This window comes from Vibrio sp. HENC-03 (assembly GCF_000305755.2).
GTDB classification, from domain to species: domain Bacteria; phylum Pseudomonadota; class Gammaproteobacteria; order Enterobacterales; family Vibrionaceae; genus Vibrio; species Vibrio owensii.
In genome coordinates this window covers 285,812-308,546 of sequence record NZ_JH976122.1, presented here as the reverse complement: position 1 = coordinate 308,546, position 22,735 = coordinate 285,812, and the positions used below count along the sequence as shown (strand labels likewise).

Here is a 22,735-nt window from a genome sequence, read left to right as displayed (position 1 = left end):
ACACTGAAACCATTCAACCAAACGTTACATTGCGAAATTCCATGAAGTCGATTTTCCAGATCAGCGATTGTCACTTAAGCGATCCACCTAGCTTTGAAAACCTGCGTAAAGCGCTGTTGTGTGCTCAAAATGATTCATCTTGCGATACTCTTTTTCTCACTGGCGATCTGTGTTGCAACCCTCAACCTGGCGCTTACCTCACTCTAGTCAACTTCATAGAGCAACACACCCGAGACAAGCGTATCTTCGCCATCTCTGGTAATCATGATGACCATGAACTGATGAAACGAGAACTGCGTGGAAGTTGTATCGCCGTTGTCGATAAAGCCAAGATCCATGGACGAGAGGTTATATTTTTGAACTCAAGTGCAAAACCATTGGATAAGCGACACCCTTTAGGCTCTGGCCGAGTTGATAACCTTGGTTTAGCAGTCTTAACTAAACAGCTTCGCCATGTAGCCAAACCGATTGTCGTTGTCCACCATCCCATTATTCCTGTTGGCTCAGACTGGATGAAAGCGATTTGCTTGGAGAACGATGCAAGCTTACTTGCGCTTTTAGCAAAGCATCGAGTTCAGGATGTAATTTGTGGACATGGTCATGATGCACTTACTATATCGCAGCAAGGTGTGACTCAACATATGGCACCCGCCACCGCTTATGGCTTTGACCACAGTATTGACGAATACAACCGAAGTGAAAGGATTGGTGTGAATAAGATTTGCTTTGAAGGTGAGAGGATAAAAGTGGAGACAATTTGGCTCTAGCTATTCCCTATTCCCAAAATACAAAAAACCCTGCCGAGCTGGCAGGGTTTTCATTTCTTAAGAAGATGCGTTACGCGAGATTAGTCACGTAGAGACGCACCAAACTTCTCAGAAACGTGAGCAACGATAGCGTCAACCGCACCCGCGATATCTGCATCTTCAAGCGTACGCTCAAGTGACTGTAGAGTCAGAGCGATGGCTAGGCTCTTCTTACCTTCTTCAACGCCTTTACCTACGTAAACGTCGAACAGTTTCGCATCTTTAAGGAACTCGCCACCTTGCTCTAGACAAGCGTTAACGATGTCACCAGATGCAACAGCTTCATCCACTACTACCGCGATATCACGACGGTTTGAAGGGAATTTAGAAAGTGCTACCGCTTCTGGGATCACTTTGCTGTTGATTGCAGACCATTCGATTTCGAATACGATAGTACGACCGTTTAGACCGAACTTACGCTCAAGCTCAGGGTGAACGGTACCGATCACGCCCACTTCTTTGCCGTCTACGATGATTGCCGCAGATTGACCTGGGTGAAGTGCTGGGTGCTTAGCAGCAGCGAAAGAGTACGCTTTTTCGTTCGCAGATAGCTCTAGAATCGCTTCTAGATCGCCCTTAAGGTCGAAGAAATCAACAGTGTTAGTTTCGATATCCCAGTGCTCTTCACCGCGAGTACCAGCAATAACACCTGCAAGCATAGGCTCTTGGCGCATGCCGTTTTCTGCAGATTCACATGGGATGAAACGTAGGCCGTATTCGAATAGACGAACGCGTGGCTGTTGACGCTTCTGGTTGTGAACAACCGTGTTCAGCAGACCTTGGATAAGACCAAGACGCATTGCTGACATGTCTGCAGAAATTGGGTTTGGAAGCACTAGAGGCTCAACTCCAGGTACAACTAGTTTTTGTTGCTCAGGCTCAACGAAGCTGTATGTAATTGCTTCGTGGTAACCACGGTCAACAAGAAGATCACGAACGCGTTTCAGTGGAAGATCCGCTTCAACGTGGTTGTGCATCTTAAGTGCTGCTGCTGGGTGTTGGTTAGGAATGTTGTCGTAACCGTAGATACGGCCAACTTCTTCAATCAGGTCTTGTTCGATAGCGATATCGAAACGCCATGTTGGCGCTACTGCCATCCAACCTTCTTCTGAAGCTTCAACAGTCAAACCTAGGCGCTCTAGGATTTCTACTACGTCAGCATCAGCGATGTGGTGACCTAGTAGGTTGTCTAGCTTAGTACGACGTAGAGCAACTTTGTTTGGCTTAGGTAGGTCTGCTTCAGACTCTACTGCAACAACAGGTGCTACTTCACCACCACAGATTTCAACAAGAAGCTGAGTCGCACGCTCCATTGCGCTCACTTGTAGTGCGTAATCCACACCACGCTCGAAACGCATTGAAGAATCAGTGTGCAGACCGTAGCTACGTGCGCGACCACGGATGTGGTCAGGTGCAAAGAATGCACACTCTAGCAGAACGTCTTTAGTCTCAGTTGTTACACCAGACTCTTCACCACCAAAGATACCTGCGATTGCAAGTGCTTTGTTGTGGTCAGCTACTACTAGTGTATCTGCGTTTAGCTCTGCTTCGCTGCCGTCAAGAAGTGTTAGCTTCTCACCTTGCTCAGCCATACGAACGACGATGCCACCTTCGATCTTCGCTAGATCGAATGCGTGCATTGGTTGACCTTGCTCTAGAAGAACGTAGTTAGTGATGTCTACTACAGGGTCGATAGAGCGAATACCACAACGACGCAGTTTCTCTTGCATCCATAGTGGCGTTTCAGCTTGAACGTTTACGTTCTTAACAACACGACCTAGGTAACGTGGACACGCAGCTGGCGCTTTCACTTCAATAGACACTTTGTCTTCGATTGAAGCCGCTACCGCTTCTACTGATGGCTCAGTCACGTCAGCACGGTTTAGTACGCCAACTTCACGAGCTAGACCACGAATGCTGAAACAGTCAGCGCGGTTTGCTGTTAGATCTACGTCTACCGTTACGTCGTCTAGACCTAGGAATTCACGGAAATCGGTACCAATTACTGCGTCTTCTGCTAGTTCCATGATGCCGTCTGACTCAACGTCGATACCTAGTTCAGTGAATGAACAAAGCATGCCGTGAGATGGCTGGCCACGTAGTTTCGCTTTTTTGATTTTGAAATCGCCTGGAAGAACAGCACCAACTGTTGCTACTGCTACTTTCAGACCTTGGCGACAGTTGTGCGCGCCACAAACGATGTCTAGAAGCTCTTCTTCACCCACGTCAACTTTAGTTACGCGCAGTTTGTCTGCATCTGGGTGTTGACCACATTCAACAACGTGACCAACTTTAACGCCGTTAAACGAACCTGCTACAGGTAGCACGTCATCAACTTCTAGACCCGCCATTGTAATTTGGTGAGTTAGTTCGTCAGTGGTAATCGAAGGACTAACCCACTCACGAAGCCATGATTCGCTGAATTTCATAGTGATTTATCCCCTGGATTACTTGAACTGTTTTAGGAAACGAAGATCGTTCTCGAAGAACGCACGTAGGTCGTTTACGCCGTAACGAAGCATTGTTAGACGCTCAACACCCATACCGAATGCGAAACCAGAGTATTTTTCAGGGTCGATGCCTACGCTACGTAGTACGTTCGGGTGAACCATACCGCAACCTAGTACTTCTAGCCATTTACCGTTTTTGCCTTTCACGTCAACTTCTGCTGAAGGCTCAGTGAATGGGAAGTAAGATGGACGGAAACGTACTTCCACTTCTTCTTCGAAGAAGTTACATAGGAAATCGTGCAGGATGCCTTTCAGCTGTGCGAAGTTCACGTTCTCATCAACCAACATGCCTTCCACTTGGTGGAACATTGGCGTGTGCGTTTGGTCGTAGTCGTTACGGTATACACGGCCTGGTGCGATGAAACGGAATGGTGGTTTACCATTTTCCATCGTACGGATCTGTACGCCTGACGTGTGAGTACGAAGCATCAAATCTGGGTTGAAGAAGAAAGTATCGTGGTCAGTACGCGCTGGGTGATCAGCGGCGATGTTTAGTGCATCAAAGTTGTGGAATGCATCTTCGATTTCTGGACCAGACTCTGTGTTAAAGCCAAGTTCGCCAAAGAACTTCTCAATACGCTCAACAGTACGAGTAACTGGGTGTAGACCACCGTTCTCGATACGACGACCTGGTAGTGTCACGTCGATCGTTTCTGCTGCTAGCTTCGCTTCTAGCTCTGCACGTTGTAGTGCATCTTTACGAGCTGCGATAGCTTGCTGAACTACGCCTTTCGCTTTGTTGATCTCTTGACCAGCTTCACGGCGCTCTTCTGGTGGTAGTTTACCTAGGCTTTGAAGTTGAGCAGTTAGCTCACCTTTTTTACCTAGATACTGAACACGCACTTCATCAAGTACGACTAGCGATTCTGCGGCTTCAATTGCTGCGCTCGCGTTAGCAATGATCTCTTCTAGATGTTGCATCGTTTCCTCATCTACCTATTGGTAGTATCCATAAGGGAGTGATTGGTTTTTTGATAGCTGTACATAGTAGCCAAACGCGCCACCAAAGCCAAATTGAATTATGAAAAGAAGAGGTTATTGAATAAAAAGAACACAAAAACGTAAAAAAAGCAGCGTTGTCTAGGAATAACGCCCATTTTATCGAGGTTGTTTTTGCATAAGAGGCCAAAGAAAGTCACTGGTATTGTTCTTATCAAGCGAGAAAAGAAGACCGTTTTCTTTGGCGATTGAATATGAGAAGTAATCTAGTTTAAAGGCGTGAGTTTTTGTACGGTTTGAACTCGGTTTTTACCGTTTTGTTTTGCCAAGTAAACGCCCTCATCGGCAACTCGAATTAAATCCGTGTAGGTTTCCATATTGTCTCGACGCTCTGCAACACCAACACTGATGCTCCCTCGCCAAGGTTCGAATGAAGTAGGAACAAGCATATGGGAGACCTGCTTTCTCACTGCTTCTGCCACATGCAAACCACCCTCTAATCCTGTATCTGGGCAAATTACGAAAAACTCATCGCCGCCTAAACGACACACAATGTCATCACTGCGGAAGTAGTGCTTCAATGCTTGTGCGAGTTCGGTTAGAACTAAATCCCCAGCTTCATGGCCGCAGGTATCATTCACTTGTTTGAAGTAATCCGCATCGATCATGATGCAAACCAAAGGCAGGTCTTTAGAGTCCTCATCCTTCCACAATTTCTTAAGCGTTTTTATCGCGCTTCTACGATTGGGTAACTGGGTTAACGAATCAGTTAGGGACAAGGCTTCTAGCTGTTTATTTGCATTCGATAACTGCTTCGTCCTTTCGTCCACCTTTTCCTCTAGAACTAGGTTCAGCTTGAGTAGCTCTCGATTTCGCTCCGAGACTTGTGAAAATAGCGCATTTAGCGCCTCAAGCAGCGGCTCTGTTGAGGCATTGGCCTGTTTTTCTTGCTCTTCATACGCTGCTTTTGGAGACATGCCGGATTGAATCGCCGCCACTTGTTTGGACATATTCTGATCGATGCCAAGAATATGGTACGCCAGCCAGTGAATAAGGAAATCCAGCAACTGTTCGGCTGCACGCTTATTTTCTTCATTGATGAAGCTTTGCATGCTGATGATATCGCTCATGAACGCGCGATGGACTTGGATATGCTTCTGTAGATGCTCAGGATAGATTCCCACTTCGCGCATCAAGTTCTCTTCTTCTTTGAAGTGAAACTCTGCGTAACGAGAAAGATCAAACAATGCGACTTGAATATCGGTCAGGGAGATGCTGTTTTGCGCCAAAAGTTCGCCGTACTTATTGATGAAGCCGACTAAATACTGGTGTTGCTCATCAACTTGTTCGATTCCAGTTTCGAAATATGTGTCCCAACGAAATGAATTCAACGCTACTACTCCTGAGTAAAACCAGTGAGTATTGATAGTTGCTTATATACAACTATCAATACCACAATAAACATAAGGAATAGTATCGACAAATCTTCCTTAACGCTTTAGCAGTCAGTCAAAATAATGACGTGGATCTACTTGCCTCCAACTTTTCGATTAGTTTATCTACCAATTTAAAAATAATACTGGATAGAGAGTTCGATAAAGTCGTCGTCCCGTGCGAAATAAAGCAGGTCCGTTGGCGTGTCATTTTTAAACAACCAAGCATCGATTTGCCACTTGAAATGATTTGAAATGCGGCTGGAAGCCTCAAGTTTTGCGTTGTACACATCGGAGTTGTCGAGATCTTGCGTTATACCCGTTAAGATTTCTGTGCCGTCTTCGTCATTGAGTGCTAAACGAATGCCTGCAAAGACATCATTTTGACCGATGTTTTGCGCATTGTTACCACGGCTATCATAGAGATACTCACCAATAATGCCTACGTCCCATACCGTATCAAAAGCGCCGACTATCGTGTATTCAAAACCCGTCACGACGCCGACATGATTATCGAAGCTATCGCGGTAGACACTCTCTAGTTTCCATAACCAATCGCCCACGATGCCTTGAACATCCAGTCCGACATGGCTCATTAGGGCGTAGTAAGGTTTTAGCTCTCCTTGATCAAACCGAAAATACGGGTCACGGTTTGTTCCATAAACATAGCTTAAACCTACATCCCAATCGCCGAACATTTGTGCGTACCGAAACGCGACATCCACATGCTTTTCTTCTCGGCTAGATTCATACAACGGATCATCAGAGACAACGGGATCAATCCTCAAACGTCCATCTTTACCTGCAAATGTTCGCTCACGAAAATAAGGCAATAACATCGCATCCACCGTCCCCCACTCTTTGATAGAGGTAAAATGAACCATAGGCTGGCCGAGCTTATCTTCTCCATCAACCGCCTCTATCGCATCAATTTGGTTTACAACATCAACCAAGTGCGCAGACTCTGTGACGCCCCAAAACACTTTGCTGATGCCAACTCGGAGTTCGTAATCATCCCAATAGGTTAAATATAAAGCTTCTCGAATATCACCATGAGTACGCTCATCATCCATGCTGTCCCAGCGATAAAAAGGTGTGAAAGTGAAACTCGCATCACCGTCCTGCAGATCCCAATAAAACTCGGGTTGCAACACAAGTGATGTTTGCCCTTTGTCTTGCCCCTGAGCACCGTCAGAGAAAAACTGGCGATACTCGATATTGACCTGCCCCGCTAGTTCAACGCCAAGCAAAGGCGAAGAACACAGTATGGCCGTAATGCCAGCCAAGGTTCGGCTTGCAGCGATTGCCCTAGTCATTCAACCTCCCTACTTAACGCGCTTAAGGACGTTTTTGTTGAAATCGTTTTCTTTCAAACCAGTCTGGAAAGTCAATTCGCTGGTCGTCAGTTCCGTGCTCTTGCCCGTTTGGTGATTCGTCATCGCCATGGTGTGAGCGCGCCAGTATTGATTCAGATATTGCTTGTAGTCGGAGAATAAAAGTGTTTTTAACAACGCACCTTTGCGGTCATAAAACTCTACTTTCAGAGGACGATAGTGCGCCTTGTCCAACCAAACCACCTGCTTGGTGTAACCGGAGTTTTTATCTGTCGGGATTTGCTCTAACACAAACGTCTCTTGGTCATTCATCGTTTCATCTTTAAGGTAATTGAAACGGTATTTTTCAATCTCGAATGAGCTCAGGTCTTCATAAGCAAACTCACTGCCCATAAACGGACCGGATTTATTGCGTGAAGCAATACGTTTTACACGCTTAAGAGCTGGCAGGTAGAGCCATTGGTCATCAGCACCGACTGTATGAGAATGGTTGAGGAATGCAGTGCCTTTTACATCACGAGGCTCATCAAAAATGGTCAACCCTTTGTCACCATCATCAGCAACCTCAAGTGATTTCAAGCGCATCAAACGCGTACTGCTCTCCCCTTGTGCGTTGCGAAGGATCATTTGCATGGTTGCCACCGAATCCCCCCAACCTTCATCACGAGCTTTGCGCTCCTGTGCAATCTCTAATCCTTTTGCCTCATCGGCCCATGTAAAAGGCGAAAGCAAAAGTGAAACCGATAACGCGGCGACTTTGAATGGTGTTTTAACTAGTTTCATCATGTGTTCCTTGTCTTAATTCCTGAAGTTCGTTTCTCGATTACAACGGTGTCGCCGTAACGTTTTTCTCAGATTCTGAAGGTGTTTTTTTCGTCCCTTTGTTTTGTGAGTAAGCGGCCTTATCAAACAGCATCAACAAAGTCGGTAAGAATAAGAAATCCACTACTAAAGCGATAAAGATGACAATCGCGCTGAGTTGGCCCATATCAGCATTCAAACGGAAGCTCGACATGGCCAACACCGAAAAGCCTGCCACCAAGACAACAGTGGTAATCCAGAGCGCGCGCCCAACAGTATGGAAGGCGTAACGCACTGCCTGTTCGGCGGTTTGGCCTTCTTTTCGAGCACGCTGGTATTTAGAAAGGAAGTGAACGGCATCATCGACAACAATCCCGAGCGTCAATGTGACAACAACAGATAATCCGAGGTTGATTTCACCAGAGATAAGCGCCCAGAGACCAAAACCAATCACGGCCGGTGCGATGTTTGGCACCAAGCTGATCAAGCCCAGCTTAAGAGAGCGAAGCGCAAAGATAAGCAGCGCGGAAATGAGCACTAATGTAATAGGTAAAGTAGAGAGCATACTCGCCATGTTGGTCTCACCAATGTGAGCGAACATCAAAGAAGGACTCGAGGCGACTACTTCATATTGAGGGACATTGTCAGCAAACCACGCATAGATACGATTCTCAAGATCAACCAATTCAACACTGCCTAAGTTATCGACGGTGAGAACCATTTTAATTGACGATTTATCAACATTGATTTGGTTGTTTAGGTCGAGCCCATAAGGCAAGGACATCTCATAAAGCAACAGATATTGCGCAGCCAGTTCGCGATTTTGTGGTAACGCGTAGTAGCTTTCATCGTCGCCATGCATGTTCTTGTTGAGACGTTTATACACATCCGCTAGCGTCGCAACATGGTCAGTTTCTGGCTGAACTCGCAGCCAATCCGTAAACCCACCAATAGCATTGAGAAATACCGGGTCTGCAATCCCTTGTGACTCGTTAGTTTTAATCGCAATACTGATGTTAGTCATGCCACTGATGCGCGCTTCCATAAAGTCGGCAGCTTGACGAAAATCACTGCGGTTATCGAAGTACTTCACGGATTCATCATTGACGCGATTCAAAGGAATCAAACTCGCGCTGACTGCAATAACCAAAACAGATGCAGGCAGTAACGCTTTGCGATGTGTAACAACAAAGTCGCCCAGTTTGTCCATAAAGTCAGACTTCCCGTTCGAAGGCGTTTGCTTAACATTGATAGGAAGCAACTTCAGTAAGGCAGGAAGAAGCGTGACAGAAAGGAAACATGCGATCATTACACCTAACGCTGACAAGTTACCGAAGTCTCTCAATACCGGAGAATCGGACATATTCATCATCAAAAAGCCGATTGCGGTGGTCACTGAAGTGATCAGAATTGGCATGAAGTTAAGTGAAATACTTCTCTCGATAGAATGTGCTTTGCTAAAGCCATTTTGCATCGAATGACGCATGGTGGTGATGACATGCACACAGTCCGCAACGGCAAGTGTCATCACCAGTGTTGGCACATTAACGGTCGCCGTGCTCAAGAACATGCCCGCCCAACCAGAAAGCCCCATCGTCGCCATGACTGAGCCGATGATAACGATCAAGGTGGCGACGACACTCAAGAATGAGCGCAACATAATGGTCAAAAACACCAAAATCACTAACAGCATGGTTGGCACCAGCGTTGAACTGTCCTCTTGCGCCGCCGTCATAAACGCATAGTTCATGGCGATAATGCCTGCTTTATGGAACTCAACATTTGGGTACTTCTCTTGGTAACGCTCTAGCATTGCGCTGATATGAGACATCACCTCTTGCACTTCGGCCGTCTTGTCTATTTCTGGCAGTTGAACAGTAATGTTCACAACCGTTACGTCCCCTTTTTCCGAAATCAATGCGCTTTTCAATACAGGTTCTGACAACGCAATACTTTTAACTTTAGCGATGCGTTGGGGGGTTAGCTCATAGTCTTCATACAACAAACCCTCGACGAGAAGATCGTCTTCGAACGCTTCGGTATGTTGGTAGTTGGCGATAGAGTCAACACGACTGGAATAAGGCACCTGCCACGAATCGACGGTGAGGCTTTGTATAAGTTGGAGGATTTCCGGAGTGAAGACGTCGTTGCTGGCTGGTGCAACGACAATGGCGAGATTGTCTGTTTTAGCAAAAGTGGTTTGAATTTCATCGAACGCCAATAACTGCTTATTGGTACCATCAAAGAAGATATTGTAGTCACCACGAAAATAAAGGTTCTTTCCTCCTATTGTCGCGATAACAACGAGTAATACTGTGGCCAGTAGTACCCATATACTGTACTTGGTTGGAATCTTCCCCCATTGAACAGAGGAAGCTTGTTGAGCTTGGTGGTGTTTCATCACACTCTCCCTTTGTGACGTTTCGTCATAAAACGGAGTTAAAAAAGCAGCTTATGCTGTTCTCTAATTCCAGATACGTTTCTAACGCAATCTCTACACCGATTTAATTAGAGGTATTGGTGTAGAAATCATCGTTATTGACGATCCGTCAAATAGTGTGATTAAAAAGCCAATCCGCTGGTTTGATTGGCTTGTTGCTTACTTAACGATTGACTGAGTCAAGATAAGCAAGTTCTTCACTGAATAATTCCTGCTCTACTCGACGCCAGGTTTTGCGGTAATCCCACTCAGTTGAGAGCGGTAACCAACCCAAACCGTCAAGTAACATATTGGCGTTATGAAGCACTGAAAAAGGGTCTTGCAAACGCTGTATGCATCGACTATTCGACGCATTTTGCGCAAGCGCATTAGAACCAAAAGCAATAGACCAGTTTGCGAATACAATGGCATCAGAGCCTACTGCGGGTGAGAATTTTAAATCCCCAACTTCTACCGCATGGTTCACTAATGCATCCGCACCGGAAATCACTTCCTCTTCAAGCTTATTCAATTCATTTAGGCGGGCCGGAGAGGCTTTCTCTATCACCCAAGGGGTTTTAGCAACAATTGCGCACGTCGATAAGACAGGCTCCATGCGAGCGTAGATTCGGTAGCCCACATGCATTGCAATGATCTTCTCACGAGTATTGCCATCAAAGTTGGCCGTGCGTTCAAAAAACACCGCCTCACTTTTTAGAGAATGGATACAAAGCGCGAGAATCACATCTTCTTTGCTGCAGAAATGGTTGTAGATTGTCCCTTTTGAGTAAGGGCTTGCGGCGGTCAGCTTATCCATGGTGAGATTCGCAAACCCCTGCTCTTGAACCAATGACTTTGCAAGTTGGATCAACTCCACCTCACGATCGGCGATCGCTTGCTGTTTCTTAGTTAAACCAGAAACCACTCGACACCCTTCTTGTTTGTCATTTTTCTTGCAGCCGAAGTTAAACATATTTCCCTGTTCCGTATCCCTGTGTAACCCAAATGAAGTGTAACACGAATATGGTTTGCAGAAACGACATCACATTTCTGACGAATCGTCATAATTGACACTTCGTCATAATAGTTCAACAAATAAACATTTCAAGAATGAATTTATAAATCATTAAAAATAACTAGAGATTATATCGAGAGACTCGGCTTATCCCCTGCGGATGCTATCGCATAACGAATATCATCAATAAAGTTTGTCTCTGTTTGAACGATACCATCTGAAAAAGTAACGGGCTGATGTGGGCCTGCAATCAAAAGGACATTGGTAAAATCGGATACGTTAAAGTTCTCTGCCACTACATTTTTTGAATGAAAATCAAGCACAGTATTCGCGACCTGTTCTTCCAAGATAAGCAGTTGTTCTTCTGTGATTTTCATGCGAGACAAAGCGACTCGAACACACTTCTCGTGCGTGGTCGTTTGATCCTTGATGATCTCTGTGTACTTGTCGTTAAGCTTCGAGTTTTCAGCATAGCTGTAGTAGAGCGGACCATGCAGCGTAATGTTGTTTTCTTCATCAACATAAACCAGATCAAGTAATTCTAGCGCGCCTAAATAGTCCGACATACTTTGTTTCGAGAGGTCATACTTTTTCATTAGGATGGTATAGCCGTCTTTCCCACGAAGCATCCGTAATTCTCGATAAAAATCGTAAAGATGAGGAAATTGGAAAAAGACTTCGTCTTGCGTGTGGCTAAAGTAATCTTGATCCTCAGCTTGAAGTTGATTTGCCAACTTCTGCAACTCATCGAGGGTGCAGTCAACCGCGCGGCAATACTCGAGTAGCTTATCTAAAGCAAGGTTAGTACTAGTTAAATGACGTTTAAAAGTGGACAACGGCATGCCCATTTTCTCAGATAACTCTCGATATGTTAGCCCTTTAGTTTTTATCGCTTGTCGTAATGCGGCTAACAAGTACTCGGGAGTGAGTTCTCTCATCTACAATTCCTTATGGCAATGTTACAGCTGTAGAGTATTTGTAACAATTTAGAATCACTTCGCAAGGCATAAGTTCATATTTTTATAAGAAAACTTTGAATTAATATACTTTCATTCACATTTATGATGTTAATGCTGGCACTTAAAATGCATTCAGTTTCATTATAAGTTGTTATCAAAATAGATTATAAACATGTTAATCAACATGCTATTCGTCGCATTAACTACTAACTTGAGCGTTTTCTCAGAGTATTTCCGACTTAAGACATCACAAAAACTTAGAATATTTACCCTACAAAACATGCACCCCAAATGCATAATCATTCAAATTGCATATGCTAAATCTCTATCTATTATTTTTTGCGAACGCTACGATCAGGATCAATAAGGTGAGTATGTAGGAACATTAGGTGGGCGTCAGAAATGCAAACGCAGAACATCACTATCGAGATTCTGCGTTTCACTTGAAATGGATAATCGAGTTGGAACTTACTACCCCATTCTATTGATCATGAGTTAGCAACACATCGTCTTGGCCAGTCGCTCTTAGACAAGCTTTACTGCAGTGCCAAATGCAAGAATCTCTGAAGAGCCATCAACGATCGAACTGGTGGTGAAACGAATACCGACAACAGCATCTGCTCCTAGGTTCGCGGCATCCTCTACCATTCGTTGAATAGCAATATTTCGGGCTTCCGTCATCATTTCGGTGTAGCCACGAATCTCACCACCAACAATGCTTTTTAAGCCAGCCATGAAATCACGCCCAATGTGCTTTGACTGAACCACATTTCCCGTCACAACACCTTTTATCTCAGCAATCTCTCGTCCAGGAATCGTCTCGGTTGTTGAATAAATCATGTTATACCTCAGTAAGATAGTTAGATAACTCAATTAAGTTACCATCTGGGTCTCTAATGTAAACCGATAGGATGTTACCAATTGCACCTGTCCGTTGAACGGGGCCATCAATAACCTGGATAGAATGGGAGTCTAAATGGGAGAGCACGTTTGCAATTGGCGTATCACATACAAAACACAAATCGGCACTCCCAGAGGCCACCTGACTCGCCTTAGGTTCAAATTCATTGCCAAGCTGATGAAGGTTGATTTTTTGTCGTCCATATACCAAAGCGACACGTCCTTCCCCAAAAGTAACACTTTCCATACCGAGAACTTGTGTATAGAAATCCAGTGTGGTTTGAATGTCTTTAACGGTCAGTACAAGGTGATCCAAGCGGTTTATTTTCATTAAAGCCTCTCTACAATGCTTCAGATGAGATGACTGCCTCAATCTCAATAGATAAGTCGGGGTGAATCAAACGGCTCACCTCGACTAAAGAACAAGCAGGTAAATACCCTTCATAGAAGTCGAATAATACCGACCGGATCTCTGGCAATTGGTTCATGTCGGTTACAAATATCGTCAGCTTGACGAGATCGCGTTTCTCTCTTTGTTCTTCAGTGAGTATCTGCGACAAGTAAGACAGAATCGTTTTCGTTTGCTCAATTAGGCTTTCACTTTGACTTGGTGAACCCATGGCTGTCAGCCCTGAAACATACAAGGTCTCACAATGTCTTGTCGCATGAACATAAGGACCAGAAATTTGCGGCAAAAACTCGTAACTGATTCGTTGAACCATGTTGTCTCCCCCTTCCCTAGCGGTTGTATTTTCGTTTGTTCAGTATCTCTTTCACTTCGTGCGTTTTTTCTAAATCTATTTCATAAACATTGGCTAATGCACAAACATATTATACCCAAATGTCTTCAATGAGCAGGATTCAGAGCGTTGTCACTGACTCTAGTTCAAAGTCAAACAACTTGAGGAATAGTCTTTCTATTTCCATTTTGTTTGGCAAAGAAATAGTGTTAGTGACACGCTCCCAAAGGGCGAGTTGCCTTGGCTTGTATACTTTGTTGTCGATTTTCGATTTAGAACCACTAGATCTTTAAATCGCCGCCGCGCCTACAAACCAATGCAATCTCGCTGAACCTAGCGCATTGAGGATATTTGGGTATACGCGTACGTCGTAGAGTTCTTCCGCGATTGTTCCTTTAATTGTGTCCTCTGTCGGTTGTCCAGTGGCGTCTTTCCTAATCGATTCAGACAACTCACCCACTTCTTCAATCAGTTTGAGGAAATAATGCTGTTTCTGTTCCGGGTCGTGATCAAACTCTTTTATATGCGCTTGTAGTTGTCGAATGTCCATTTCTAATCCTTTTGTTTGTAATCCTAATAAACCCTATCATAAGTAGATAACAGAATGATTTAACGCGATATTCCTTTACTTAGGACAATGCAATGGTACTCGCGCCCTAACTCATGCTCAGTATCATCAAATTGCTCTATGTGATTGAAGCCTTGCTTAAACCAAAAGCGAAAAGCGTCAGTATTCTCAACGTACACGTTTAGCATGGCTTTATTGAAAGACGCATACTCAAGAGCAACGTCCAATACACTATCGACGATTTCCTTTCCTAAACCTCTACATTGATAGTCAGGAACAAGACACAGCATAGGGATCCATAAACACCCTTTGTACGGAAAATTCAGTTCGAGTTGGATATAACCTATCGGCTCCCCCTCCTGTGTCGATATTTTTCTGAGGTAAAAAGCTTCGAGGTCATCGGGATTTTTTGGTAGAGCACTCTTTGAAATCAGCGCTTGATATTCTGCAATTGGCCAATCACGAAAAGTATGGTCATAAACCACTTTTTGATGATTAGAATCGAATAGAGATTTGGCTAGCTCAGCCTGTGTTGTATCAAAAGTAGAAAAGATTAAACGCTTTGATTCCCAATAGCTCGGTAACACAGATGCTCCTTATCCATGATTTGATGAGTAAAAGCAAAATAACAAATCCAGCCACTAGAGCAACTGATTTGGTCAGAGTTGGGATATATGCGGGAAATGGGAAACGGGAAACGGGAAACGGGAAACGGGAAACGGGAAACGGGAAACGGGAGAGTTATGGTAGAGGAAACAGAAAACAATAAAAAAGGAGAGCTAATGCTCTCCTTCTCTTAATCCTAAACTGCTAATTAAAGAGCAGCTTTCGCTTTTTCAACTAGAACAGCAAATGCTGCTTTGTCGAATACTGCGATGTCCGCTAGGATCTTACGGTCGATCTCGATAGATGCTTTCTTAAGACCGTTGATGAAACGGCTGTAAGATAGACCATTTTGACGAGATGCTGCGTTGATACGTGCAATCCATAGTTGACGGAATTGACGTTTCTTAGCGCGACGGTCACGGTAAGCGTATTGACCAGCTTTAGTAACTGCTTGGAAAGCTACGCGGTAAACACGTGAACGTGCACCGTAGTAACCTTTAGCTTGTTTTAGAACTTTCTTATGACGTGCACGAGCTTGTACACCACGTTTTACGCGAGGCATTATGCTTCTCCTAAACTAAACGATTGATAACTAAAAAGAATTAAGCGTATGGCAACATACGAACAACTGCAGCAACTTCACAACGTGGAAGAATTGCATTTGGACGTAGCTGACGCTTGTTCTTAGTAGTACGCTTAGTCAGAATGTGACGTTTTGTAGCGTGCTTGTACTTAATACCACCAGCAGTTTTCTTAAAACGCTTAGCAGCACCTTTGTTGGTTTTCATCTTAGGCATGATGAATAACTCCGCATTGAGTAGGTTTAATAAACAACGTAATTAGGGCGAACAAAACCCAGCCGTTTACCTTTTAAAAGGGAAACGGCCAGGTCTTAATTACTTGATGAGCCGTTAATTACTTCTTTTTAGGGGCAAGAACCATGATCATCTGACGACCTTCGATCTTACTTGGGAAAGATTCCACTACAGCAAAGTCTGCAGTGTCTTCTTTCAAGCGATGAAGAACGTCAACACCGATGTCTTGGTGTGCCATTTCTCGGCCACGGAAGCGAATTGTTACCTTCACTTTGTTGCCTTCTTCAAGGAAACGCGTCAGGTTGCGTAGTTTTACCTGATAGTCTCCAATATCAGTTCCAGGACGGAATTTTACTTCCTTAATCTGAACCTGTTTTTGCTTTTTCTTCTGCTCTTTAGCAGATTTGCTCTTTTCAAAGAGGAATTTGCCGTAGTCCATAACACGACAGACTGGCGGCTCAGCGTTAGGACTGATTTCCACAAGATCCATGCCTGCTTCTTCAGCAGCTGCGATCGCTTCTTGAATCGATACAACACCAACTGATTCACCGTCAGCGCCAGTTAGTCGAACTTCACGAACGCCACGAATTTCACCGTTCATACGGTGTGGGTTTTGTTTTACCGGCTGTTGGCCGCGTCTTCCGCCTTTAATAGCTTATTCCTCCAGATTGAGCTTACGGCTAGAGATCTCGTCTTGGATGTATGCGATAAAATCATCCACTTTAAATTTACCGAGATCTTTACCTTTACGAGTACGTACTGCGATTTCGCCTGCTTCCATCTCTTGGTCACCGACTACAAGCATATACGGTACACGCTTCAAAGTGTGTTCGCGGATTTTAAAGCCAATCTTCTCATTTCTCAAGTCCGCTTTAGCTCTTATTCCACTTTTTTGTAGTTTTTGTACTACTTCTTGAACATATTCTGATTGTTTATCAGTGATGTTCATAAGAATTGCCTGTTCTGGCGCCAACCAAGTTGGGAAGAAACCAGCATATTCTTCGATAAGGATACCAATGAAACGCTCTAGTGAACCTAGAATTGCACGGTGAATCATTACCGGTACAAGACGTTCATTGTTTTCACCTACATAAGTTGCACCTAGGCGACCTGGTAGGTTGAAGTCTAGCTGAACAGTACCACACTGCCACGCACGGTCTAGACAGTCGTATAGCGTGAATTCGATCTTAGGACCGTAGAATGCACCCTCGCCTTCTTGAATCTCGTATGGGATTTCCATCGATTCAAGAGATTGTTTCAATGCTTCTTCAGATTGATCCCAGATTTCGTCTGAACCTACACGTTTTTCTGGACGAGTAGACAGCTTCACCACGATATTGTCGAAACCAAATGTTTGGTACGTATCGTACACCATCTTGATACAGTTTGTTACTTCTTCTTGAATTTGGCTCTCAGTACAGAAAATGTGAGCGTCATCCTGAGTAAAGCCACGTACACGCATAATACCGTGTAGTGCACCAGATGGTTCGTTACGGTGACATGAGCCAAACTCAGCCATACGTAACGGTAGGTCGCGGTACGACTTAAGACCTTGGTTAAAGATCTGTACGTGACCTGGACAGTTCATTGGCTTGATTGCGTATTCACGGTTTTCAGAAGAAGTCGTGAACATTGCATCTGCGTATTTGTCCCAGTGACCAGAGCGTTCCCAAAGAACACGGTCCATCATTAGCGGACCTTTTACTTCTTGGTAGCCGTACTCATCTAGCTTAGAGCGGATGAATACTTCTAGATCACGGAAAACAGACCAACCATTGTGATGCCAGAACACCATACCAGGTGCTTCTTGCTGCATGTGGAATAGGTCTAGTTGCTTACCGATCTTACGGTGGTCACGCTTCGCCGCTTCTTCTAAGCGAGTAAGGTGCGCTTTCAGTGCTTTCTTATCGTGGAAAGCAGTACCGTAGATACGTTGAAGCATTTTGTTGTCGCTGTTACCACGCCAGTAAGCACCCGCAACATTCAATAGAGTGAAATGTTGACAGAAGCTCATGTTAGGAACGTGAGGACCACGACACATGTCGATGTATTCTTCATGGTGGTAAAGACCTGGACGATCATCACGAGATACGTTTTCGTCTAGGATTTCCACTTTGTATGGTTCGCCACGTGATTCAAACGTATCACGTGCTTCCTGCCAGCTCACTTTTTTCTTAACAACTTCGTACTTGGTTTTCGCTAGCTCTTTCATACGCTTTTCAATCTTTTCAAGATCTTCTTGCGTTAGAGACTCATCTAAGTCGATGTCGTAGTAGAAGCCATTGTCGATGGTTGGACCAATCGCCATTTTAGCTTGTGGGTAAAGCTGCTTAAGAGCGTGACCAAGAAGGTGAGCACATGAGTGACGAACGATTTCTAGACCGTCGACTTCATCTTTTACTGTGATGATCTCAAGGCTTGCGTCTTCTTCAATTAGATCGCACGCATCAACGCGGTTACCGTTTACACGACCAGCGATAGTTGCTTTTGCAAGACCAGGACCGATCGATTGCGCAACTTCCATAGTAGAAACTGGGTTGTCAAATTGACGCTGACTGCCGTCAGGAAGAGTAATAATAGGCATGCTATGTCCTTTACAGTGGTGTTGCACACCAAGCAACACATGTTATTCAAATTAGAAGATATTTCGAGAGTCGATGACGGTCGCTCAGTAACACGAATACCGGACCTTCATCGGAACAAGGATTGTACATAGCTCACATTTAGAATGCAAAGTGCGATTTCAAAATGTCATTGAAACTTCATCACAGCAAATTCATCGATAAGCACAGAATGAGGAATTAATACAATTGAACGGCATTCAAAACATGATAAGACTATAGTTAATCTATTGAGTAATATCACTTTAGGCTCTCATCATGATGGATTTAAGATGGCAACCTACGCTCATGAGTTGCACCATTCTCCTATCTGCGCCGGCAATTTGCGCTTCAGATTTGTATGGTCCACTACGTTCCTATGCTCAATCTCCAGTGCAAGTTGTCAGCCACACGAACATACTTCGCTCCGGATATGCCCTCCCCTCTGGTTATGTTGAAGCGTATGGTTCGGGCACAATTGCTAGTGTCTGGGCACATACCAGCGACTATTCACTCGACTATTACCACAACCAACTCGAGTTAGGCGGTAAATGGCAAATCGATGAAAAGTGGCAATTGGAAGTGAACTATCGTTGGGTCTTTGCTGCGGACAACCATTTAGATGGATTGACCGAAAGCTTTCACGACCTATTTGGTATTGGACAAAATGGACGTGATGAAGTCGACAAGAACCGCTTTTATATGTCGATGCCTGACTACGACATTTTAATAGAGGATTTTGAAGGTGAAACGCTGGCAAACAACCTCTCAACGTATATCCAATACCAAATAATACAAAATGAACATCATGGTTTGTCTGTTGGTGGAAGCCTCTATTATAACGATGTTGCTCATGGCTCTTTCAAAGGCAACAGTTTTGAGCAAGGGGTACAAATCAACTACAGCTATCGATTCAATGCAGCCAATGTATTCTATTCGATGGCCGGAATGACCTTTAGAAACAGTGATAAAGCGCTCGCTAATTTCCCCTATCGACATAACACCGCCGCCTTTGCTGGCGGTTATCGCTATGCACTAAAAAACAATCACCACTTCATACTTGAATACCATTGGTATCAAGGTTCGACAGAAGGGCCGAGTGAGTTTGCCGACGCATCGAATGAGTTCGTGATTGGATATCGCTATTTAATGGAGAATTCTGCCATAGAGGTCATGGCGATTGAGAATGCGAGGAATATGGATAATAGTACCGATATCGCCTTTACATTTGGATATCGGTACTTATTCGCTCCAGATAATGAGAGCTAGAAATATTACAGGTTCAATGTCGGCGCAATGGCTGCCGCAACTTGTGAATCAGAAGCCCCGATCGGTAATGAGAACGAACGGTATTGGTCACCCGACATACTAAACGAGCGGTCAATCTCTGCTAAACAATGGATAGTCCTACCATCTAAGATAAAGGAAAGCTCTATCTCTTTCGTAGAAACGAAGCCGTTATTGCGGAATTCTAATTCTTGGTAAATACCGGAACGTGAGGAGAAGGTATTCCCACGTAAGAAGCCTTTTTCAACATCAGCTTTTACCATTGTAAAACCGGCTTGCTCGATCGCTTGAATCACACGAGCAGCAACAGGCAAAGGTTTAACCTCAATGTAATCACGATCGCGAGGGTCTATCGCAAAGCCGATGTCCAGTGTGGTCTCTACCCAAACATGACACTGGTTTTTATGTGCGTTAACGGCTGTGATGGGCGTTTCATCGTGCAGTTTGAGTTCAAAAGGTACTTGTTTTTCTTCATTCGGCTGAATGACAAACGGCTCAACCGCTTTCAATTGATCAATGGTGAAAGTTTGGTAGCTAACGCTGTCGTCTTCTTCCACTTTCATTTCTGTGTTCAATTTAATGGTAATGGCATCGATTTGTTGCTCAACATCACCGCCTTTAATTTGAACGTGACCACGCAAAGTCGCGCCTTGATACACACTCATCTCATCTAAAATCGTATCTACTTTTGCTGAGCCGATACCGAGTGACGCTTTTAGTTTTTTAAACATGCGATTCCTTTGTGACTGTCTGTTTTCGTTATTCTGATAAGTCTCTGTTTACACAACTGATGAAACTCCTGCAAGCAATAGACGACAAGAATGCGGACTAATTCCTTTTATCACTGCACAAAATACGTATGTCTGTTTGCAATTTGTCTATAGATTACGCACTATTTGTATAGTCAATTAAAAGGAAACCTTTATGTCTGCACCACTCTATATGCAAATCAAACGATTTATCCTCGATAAAATTGATTCGGGTGAGTGGATGGTTGGTCATCGCATCGCAACAGAAATCGAATTGACGGAACAGTTTGGTGTGAGCCGTATGACCGTCAACAAAGCGATCCGAGATTTAGTGAATGAAGGCAAACTTCAACGCCGACCACGCCTCGGCACCTTTGTTTGCGATCCGGCAGAAAAGTCTGAATCTCCACTTTTAGACATTCGCAACATTGCCGATGAAATCAGTAATCGCGGACGAGAGCATCACAGTGAAGTGTTGCAACAAATCTCCATCAAAGCCGATGACAGTATTGCGACCAAGCTTGGCGTCATGCTTGGCACCACGGTGTTTTACAGTGAGATTGTCCATTTTGAAGATCACACTCCGATCCAACTAGAACTGCGTTGGGTCAACAGCCAATATGCGCCCAACTACTTGCAACAAGATTTCACTTGTATGACGCCAAACCAGTACTTGTCGGGCAACTGTCCACTCAGTGCCATCGAACATACTGTCGAAGCGATTATCCCCGACGCTCGTGTAAAACAAGACCTAAAAATGCAAGCCAACGAGCCGTGTTTGCTGCTTAATCGCCGTACATGGAGTCAAGATAAACTGGTCAGCACAGCTCTCCTTTATCATCCGGGCAACAAGTACAAATTAAGCTCTAAGATCCTGCTATAAACTAGGCGTTACTTCTTCGTTTTGATCACATTTCTGCAACATTAGCCTTGTCAGTGATGCTTTTTTCTCCTATTTATTTGTATATACATTTAAAAGTACAAATCAAAAGGAAACATCAGAATGGATTTGCTGATTGAAAATGCACGTCTCGTCACTATGCAAGAAGGAGAACAAGGTTACCTACCCTCTCCCCTTGCTCGTGTCGGCATTCGGTCAGGAAAAATTGTTGCACTCAGCACCGCAACAAAAGGCAAAGACAGCGCAGAAACTGAATCCATCCTAAATCCGGACCACTACGAACAAACCATTGATCTTCAAAGCAAGCTTTTGTTGCCAGGTTTGATTGATTGCCACACTCATCTTGTATACGCCGGAAATCGAGCCAACGAGTTTGAAATGCGCCTCAATGGTGTGCCTTATGAAGAGATTGCGAAACAAGGTGACGGTATTCTCTCTACCGTTCATGCCACTCGTGCTGCCAGTGAAGAGCAACTTATTGAGCTCGCTCTACCACGTTTAGATGGGTTACTTGCCAGTGGCGTTACCTCTATCGAGGTTAAGTCTGGTTACGGTCTCACGCTAGGTGATGAAATTAAGATGCTGCGAGCAGCTAAAGCCTTAGAGCAAGAGCGCAAAGTCAAAATCACCACAACCCTGCTCGCCGCTCATGCACTTCCACCAGAATTTAAAGACCGTGCTGACGATTATATCCAACACATTTGTGATGACATTATTCCCCTCGTGGCAGAAGAAAAGCTCGCCACCAGCGTCGATGTGTTTTGTGAATCGATAGGTTTTAACTTAGTCCAAACAGAGCGTGTCTTTGAAGCGGCAAAAAAACATGGCTTGCATGTGAAAGGTCATACTGAACAGCTCTCTGATTTAGGTGGTACGGCTCTAACCGCCCAATACAATGGTCTTTCTGCCGATCATATTGAATATCTCGATGAAATTGGCGTACGTGCCCTTGCCAACTCTTCTACCGTGGCAACCTTGCTCCCTGGCGCATTTTACTTCTTACGTGAAACCCAATTACCACCTATCGATTTACTTAGAACGCACAAGGTGCCAATGGCAATAGCGACGGATATCAACCCTGGCACGTCACCATTTGCAGATTTAACCCTGATGATGAACATGGCTTGCACTCTGTTCCGTTTAACACCTCAAGAAGCACTGCGTGGCGTCACTCAAAACGCAGCAAAAGCATTGGGTTATGGGGAATCTCGTGGCGTGATTGAAGTCGGTTATGACGCTGACTTCTCAATCTGGGATATCGAACACCCAGCAGACCTCAGTTACCAAGTCGGCGCAAAACGTTTGGTAGGTCGTATAGTCAATGGTGAATATGTCTCTCACGGAGGACTGTAA

The 22,735-nt window shown here is 44.4% G+C and carries 22 protein-coding genes; 4 read left to right on the top strand and 18 right to left on the bottom strand.

Features of this window, described 5'->3' with window-relative positions; genetic code table 11:
• The first annotated feature begins 41 nt into the window (after positions 1 to 41).
• Entirely contained in the window at positions 42 to 767 is a 726-nt protein-coding gene (locus tag VCHENC03_RS13755; RefSeq protein WP_009705888.1) for a metallophosphoesterase family protein, read from the top strand.
• Between the two features lie 80 nt (positions 768 to 847).
• Here VCHENC03_RS13755 and pheT read toward each other — a convergent pair whose 3' ends face one another.
• The 17 genes from pheT to thrS form a co-directional block, all read right to left on the bottom strand.
• On the bottom strand, positions 848 to 3,235 hold the full coding sequence (gene pheT / locus VCHENC03_RS13760) for a phenylalanine--tRNA ligase subunit beta (RefSeq protein ID WP_009705887.1): 2,388 nt from the start codon (positions 3,233 to 3,235) through the stop codon (positions 848 to 850).
• An 18-nt stretch (positions 3,236 to 3,253) separates the two neighbouring features.
• The gene (gene pheS / locus VCHENC03_RS13765) at positions 3,254 to 4,237 is read right to left on the bottom strand and encodes a phenylalanine--tRNA ligase subunit alpha (RefSeq protein WP_005439802.1); all 984 of its coding nucleotides are present in this window, start codon (positions 4,235 to 4,237) and stop codon (positions 3,254 to 3,256) included.
• Between the two features lie 284 nt (positions 4,238 to 4,521).
• Positions 4,522 to 5,646: a GGDEF domain-containing protein gene (locus tag VCHENC03_RS13770; RefSeq protein ID WP_009705886.1), complete on the bottom strand. Its 1,125-nt coding sequence runs from the start codon at positions 5,644 to 5,646 to the stop codon at positions 4,522 to 4,524.
• A gap of 176 nt (positions 5,647 to 5,822) precedes the next feature.
• Positions 5,823 to 7,004: a hypothetical protein gene (locus VCHENC03_RS13775; protein WP_032802698.1), complete on the bottom strand. Its 1,182-nt coding sequence runs from the start codon at positions 7,002 to 7,004 to the stop codon at positions 5,823 to 5,825.
• A gap of 9 nt (positions 7,005 to 7,013) precedes the next feature.
• A complete protein-coding gene (locus tag VCHENC03_RS13780; protein ID WP_009705884.1) occupies positions 7,014 to 7,805 on the bottom strand; it encodes an outer membrane lipoprotein-sorting protein in 792 nt (263 codons plus the stop codon).
• Between the two features lie 40 nt (positions 7,806 to 7,845).
• Entirely contained in the window at positions 7,846 to 10,224 is a 2,379-nt protein-coding gene (locus VCHENC03_RS13785; protein WP_009705883.1) for an efflux RND transporter permease subunit, read from the bottom strand.
• Between the two features lie 202 nt (positions 10,225 to 10,426).
• Complete coding sequence (locus tag VCHENC03_RS13790) at positions 10,427 to 11,215, bottom strand: TetR/AcrR family transcriptional regulator (protein ID WP_009705882.1); 789 nt, start codon at positions 11,213 to 11,215, stop codon at positions 10,427 to 10,429.
• A 170-nt stretch (positions 11,216 to 11,385) separates the two neighbouring features.
• The gene (locus tag VCHENC03_RS13795; protein ID WP_009705881.1) at positions 11,386 to 12,195 is read right to left on the bottom strand and encodes a helix-turn-helix domain-containing protein; all 810 of its coding nucleotides are present in this window, start codon (positions 12,193 to 12,195) and stop codon (positions 11,386 to 11,388) included.
• Positions 12,196 to 12,741: 546 nt separating this feature from the next.
• Positions 12,742 to 13,056, bottom strand: coding sequence for a heavy metal-binding domain-containing protein (locus VCHENC03_RS13800; RefSeq protein ID WP_005443150.1), 315 nt, complete (start codon positions 13,054 to 13,056; stop codon positions 12,742 to 12,744).
• A gap of 1 nt (position 13,057) precedes the next feature.
• The gene (locus tag VCHENC03_RS13805) at positions 13,058 to 13,447 is read right to left on the bottom strand and encodes a VOC family protein (RefSeq protein WP_009705880.1); all 390 of its coding nucleotides are present in this window, start codon (positions 13,445 to 13,447) and stop codon (positions 13,058 to 13,060) included.
• 10 nt (positions 13,448 to 13,457) lie between these two features.
• A complete protein-coding gene (locus VCHENC03_RS13810) occupies positions 13,458 to 13,838 on the bottom strand; it encodes a RidA family protein (protein ID WP_009705879.1) in 381 nt (126 codons plus the stop codon).
• A 307-nt stretch (positions 13,839 to 14,145) separates the two neighbouring features.
• Entirely contained in the window at positions 14,146 to 14,406 is a 261-nt protein-coding gene (locus VCHENC03_RS0125770; protein WP_009705878.1) for a hypothetical protein, read from the bottom strand.
• A gap of 59 nt (positions 14,407 to 14,465) precedes the next feature.
• Positions 14,466 to 15,011 (bottom strand): GNAT family N-acetyltransferase, encoded by a 546-nt coding sequence (locus VCHENC03_RS13815; protein ID WP_009705877.1) that lies wholly within the window; start codon positions 15,009 to 15,011, stop codon positions 14,466 to 14,468.
• Between the two features lie 227 nt (positions 15,012 to 15,238).
• On the bottom strand, positions 15,239 to 15,592 hold the full coding sequence (gene rplT, locus VCHENC03_RS13820; protein ID WP_004727974.1) for a 50S ribosomal protein L20: 354 nt from the start codon (positions 15,590 to 15,592) through the stop codon (positions 15,239 to 15,241).
• 40 nt (positions 15,593 to 15,632) lie between these two features.
• Positions 15,633 to 15,827 carry a 50S ribosomal protein L35 gene (gene rpmI / locus VCHENC03_RS13825; RefSeq protein ID WP_009705876.1) on the bottom strand — a complete coding sequence of 65 codons (195 nt, stop codon included), beginning with the start codon at positions 15,825 to 15,827 and terminating at the stop codon, positions 15,633 to 15,635.
• Positions 15,828 to 15,945: 118 nt separating this feature from the next.
• Positions 15,946 to 16,497: a translation initiation factor IF-3 gene (gene infC / locus VCHENC03_RS0125760; protein WP_080765291.1), complete on the bottom strand. Its 552-nt coding sequence runs from the start codon at positions 16,495 to 16,497 to the stop codon at positions 15,946 to 15,948.
• A gap of 3 nt (positions 16,498 to 16,500) precedes the next feature.
• Positions 16,501 to 18,429, bottom strand: coding sequence for a threonine--tRNA ligase (gene thrS, locus VCHENC03_RS13830; protein WP_009705874.1), 1,929 nt, complete (start codon positions 18,427 to 18,429; stop codon positions 16,501 to 16,503).
• A gap of 295 nt (positions 18,430 to 18,724) precedes the next feature.
• Here thrS and VCHENC03_RS13835 point away from each other — a divergent pair, with 295 nt between their 5' ends.
• Positions 18,725 to 19,714: a DUF3187 family protein gene (locus VCHENC03_RS13835; protein ID WP_032802694.1), complete on the top strand. Its 990-nt coding sequence runs from the start codon at positions 18,725 to 18,727 to the stop codon at positions 19,712 to 19,714.
• Between the two features lie 5 nt (positions 19,715 to 19,719).
• On the opposite strand, the gene VCHENC03_RS13840 is transcribed toward VCHENC03_RS13835, so the two are convergent.
• Positions 19,720 to 20,463, bottom strand: a complete 744-nt coding sequence (locus VCHENC03_RS13840; RefSeq protein WP_009705872.1) for a sporulation protein — start codon at positions 20,461 to 20,463, stop codon at positions 19,720 to 19,722.
• A 193-nt stretch (positions 20,464 to 20,656) separates the two neighbouring features.
• Between VCHENC03_RS13840 and hutC the strand changes: the two genes are divergently transcribed.
• Both hutC and hutI read left to right on the top strand, forming a co-directional pair.
• On the top strand, positions 20,657 to 21,364 hold the full coding sequence (hutC, locus tag VCHENC03_RS13845; RefSeq protein ID WP_005536165.1) for a histidine utilization repressor: 708 nt from the start codon (positions 20,657 to 20,659) through the stop codon (positions 21,362 to 21,364).
• 120 nt (positions 21,365 to 21,484) lie between these two features.
• Positions 21,485 to 22,735, top strand: coding sequence for an imidazolonepropionase (gene hutI / locus VCHENC03_RS13850; protein ID WP_009705871.1), 1,251 nt, complete (start codon positions 21,485 to 21,487; stop codon positions 22,733 to 22,735).

Bases quoted from the DNA above. Each gene is read 5' to 3' on its own strand.
- VCHENC03_RS13755 (WP_009705888.1), top strand. From the start codon at position 42: ATGAAGTCGATTTTCCAGATCAGCGATTGTCACTTAAGCGATCCACCT.
- pheT (WP_009705887.1), bottom strand. From the start codon at position 3,235: ATGAAATTCAGCGAATCATGGCTTCGTGAGTGGGTTAGTCCTTCGATT.
- pheS (WP_005439802.1), bottom strand. From the start codon at position 4,237: ATGCAACATCTAGAAGAGATCATTGCTAACGCGAGCGCAGCAATTGAA.
- VCHENC03_RS13775 (WP_032802698.1), bottom strand. From the start codon at position 7,004: ATGACTAGGGCAATCGCTGCAAGCCGAACCTTGGCTGGCATTACGGCC.
- VCHENC03_RS13780 (WP_009705884.1), bottom strand. From the start codon at position 7,805: ATGAAACTAGTTAAAACACCATTCAAAGTCGCCGCGTTATCGGTTTCA.
- VCHENC03_RS13785 (WP_009705883.1), bottom strand. From the start codon at position 10,224: ATGAAACACCACCAAGCTCAACAAGCTTCCTCTGTTCAATGGGGGAAG.
- VCHENC03_RS13790 (WP_009705882.1), bottom strand. From the start codon at position 11,215: ATGTTTAACTTCGGCTGCAAGAAAAATGACAAACAAGAAGGGTGTCGA.
- VCHENC03_RS13795 (WP_009705881.1), bottom strand. From the start codon at position 12,195: ATGAGAGAACTCACTCCCGAGTACTTGTTAGCCGCATTACGACAAGCG.
- VCHENC03_RS13800 (WP_005443150.1), bottom strand. From the start codon at position 13,056: ATGATTTATTCAACAACCGAGACGATTCCTGGACGAGAGATTGCTGAG.
- VCHENC03_RS13805 (WP_009705880.1), bottom strand. From the start codon at position 13,447: ATGAAAATAAACCGCTTGGATCACCTTGTACTGACCGTTAAAGACATT.
- VCHENC03_RS13810 (WP_009705879.1), bottom strand. From the start codon at position 13,838: ATGGTTCAACGAATCAGTTACGAGTTTTTGCCGCAAATTTCTGGTCCT.
- VCHENC03_RS0125770 (WP_009705878.1), bottom strand. From the start codon at position 14,406: ATGGACATTCGACAACTACAAGCGCATATAAAAGAGTTTGATCACGAC.
- rplT (WP_004727974.1), bottom strand. From the start codon at position 15,592: ATGCCTCGCGTAAAACGTGGTGTACAAGCTCGTGCACGTCATAAGAAA.
- rpmI (WP_009705876.1), bottom strand. From the start codon at position 15,827: ATGCCTAAGATGAAAACCAACAAAGGTGCTGCTAAGCGTTTTAAGAAA.
- thrS (WP_009705874.1), bottom strand. From the start codon at position 18,429: ATGCCTATTATTACTCTTCCTGACGGCAGTCAGCGTCAATTTGACAAC.
- VCHENC03_RS13835 (WP_032802694.1), top strand. From the start codon at position 18,725: ATGATGGATTTAAGATGGCAACCTACGCTCATGAGTTGCACCATTCTC.
- VCHENC03_RS13840 (WP_009705872.1), bottom strand. From the start codon at position 20,463: ATGTTTAAAAAACTAAAAGCGTCACTCGGTATCGGCTCAGCAAAAGTA.
- hutC (WP_005536165.1), top strand. From the start codon at position 20,657: ATGTCTGCACCACTCTATATGCAAATCAAACGATTTATCCTCGATAAA.
- hutI (WP_009705871.1), top strand. From the start codon at position 21,485: ATGGATTTGCTGATTGAAAATGCACGTCTCGTCACTATGCAAGAAGGA.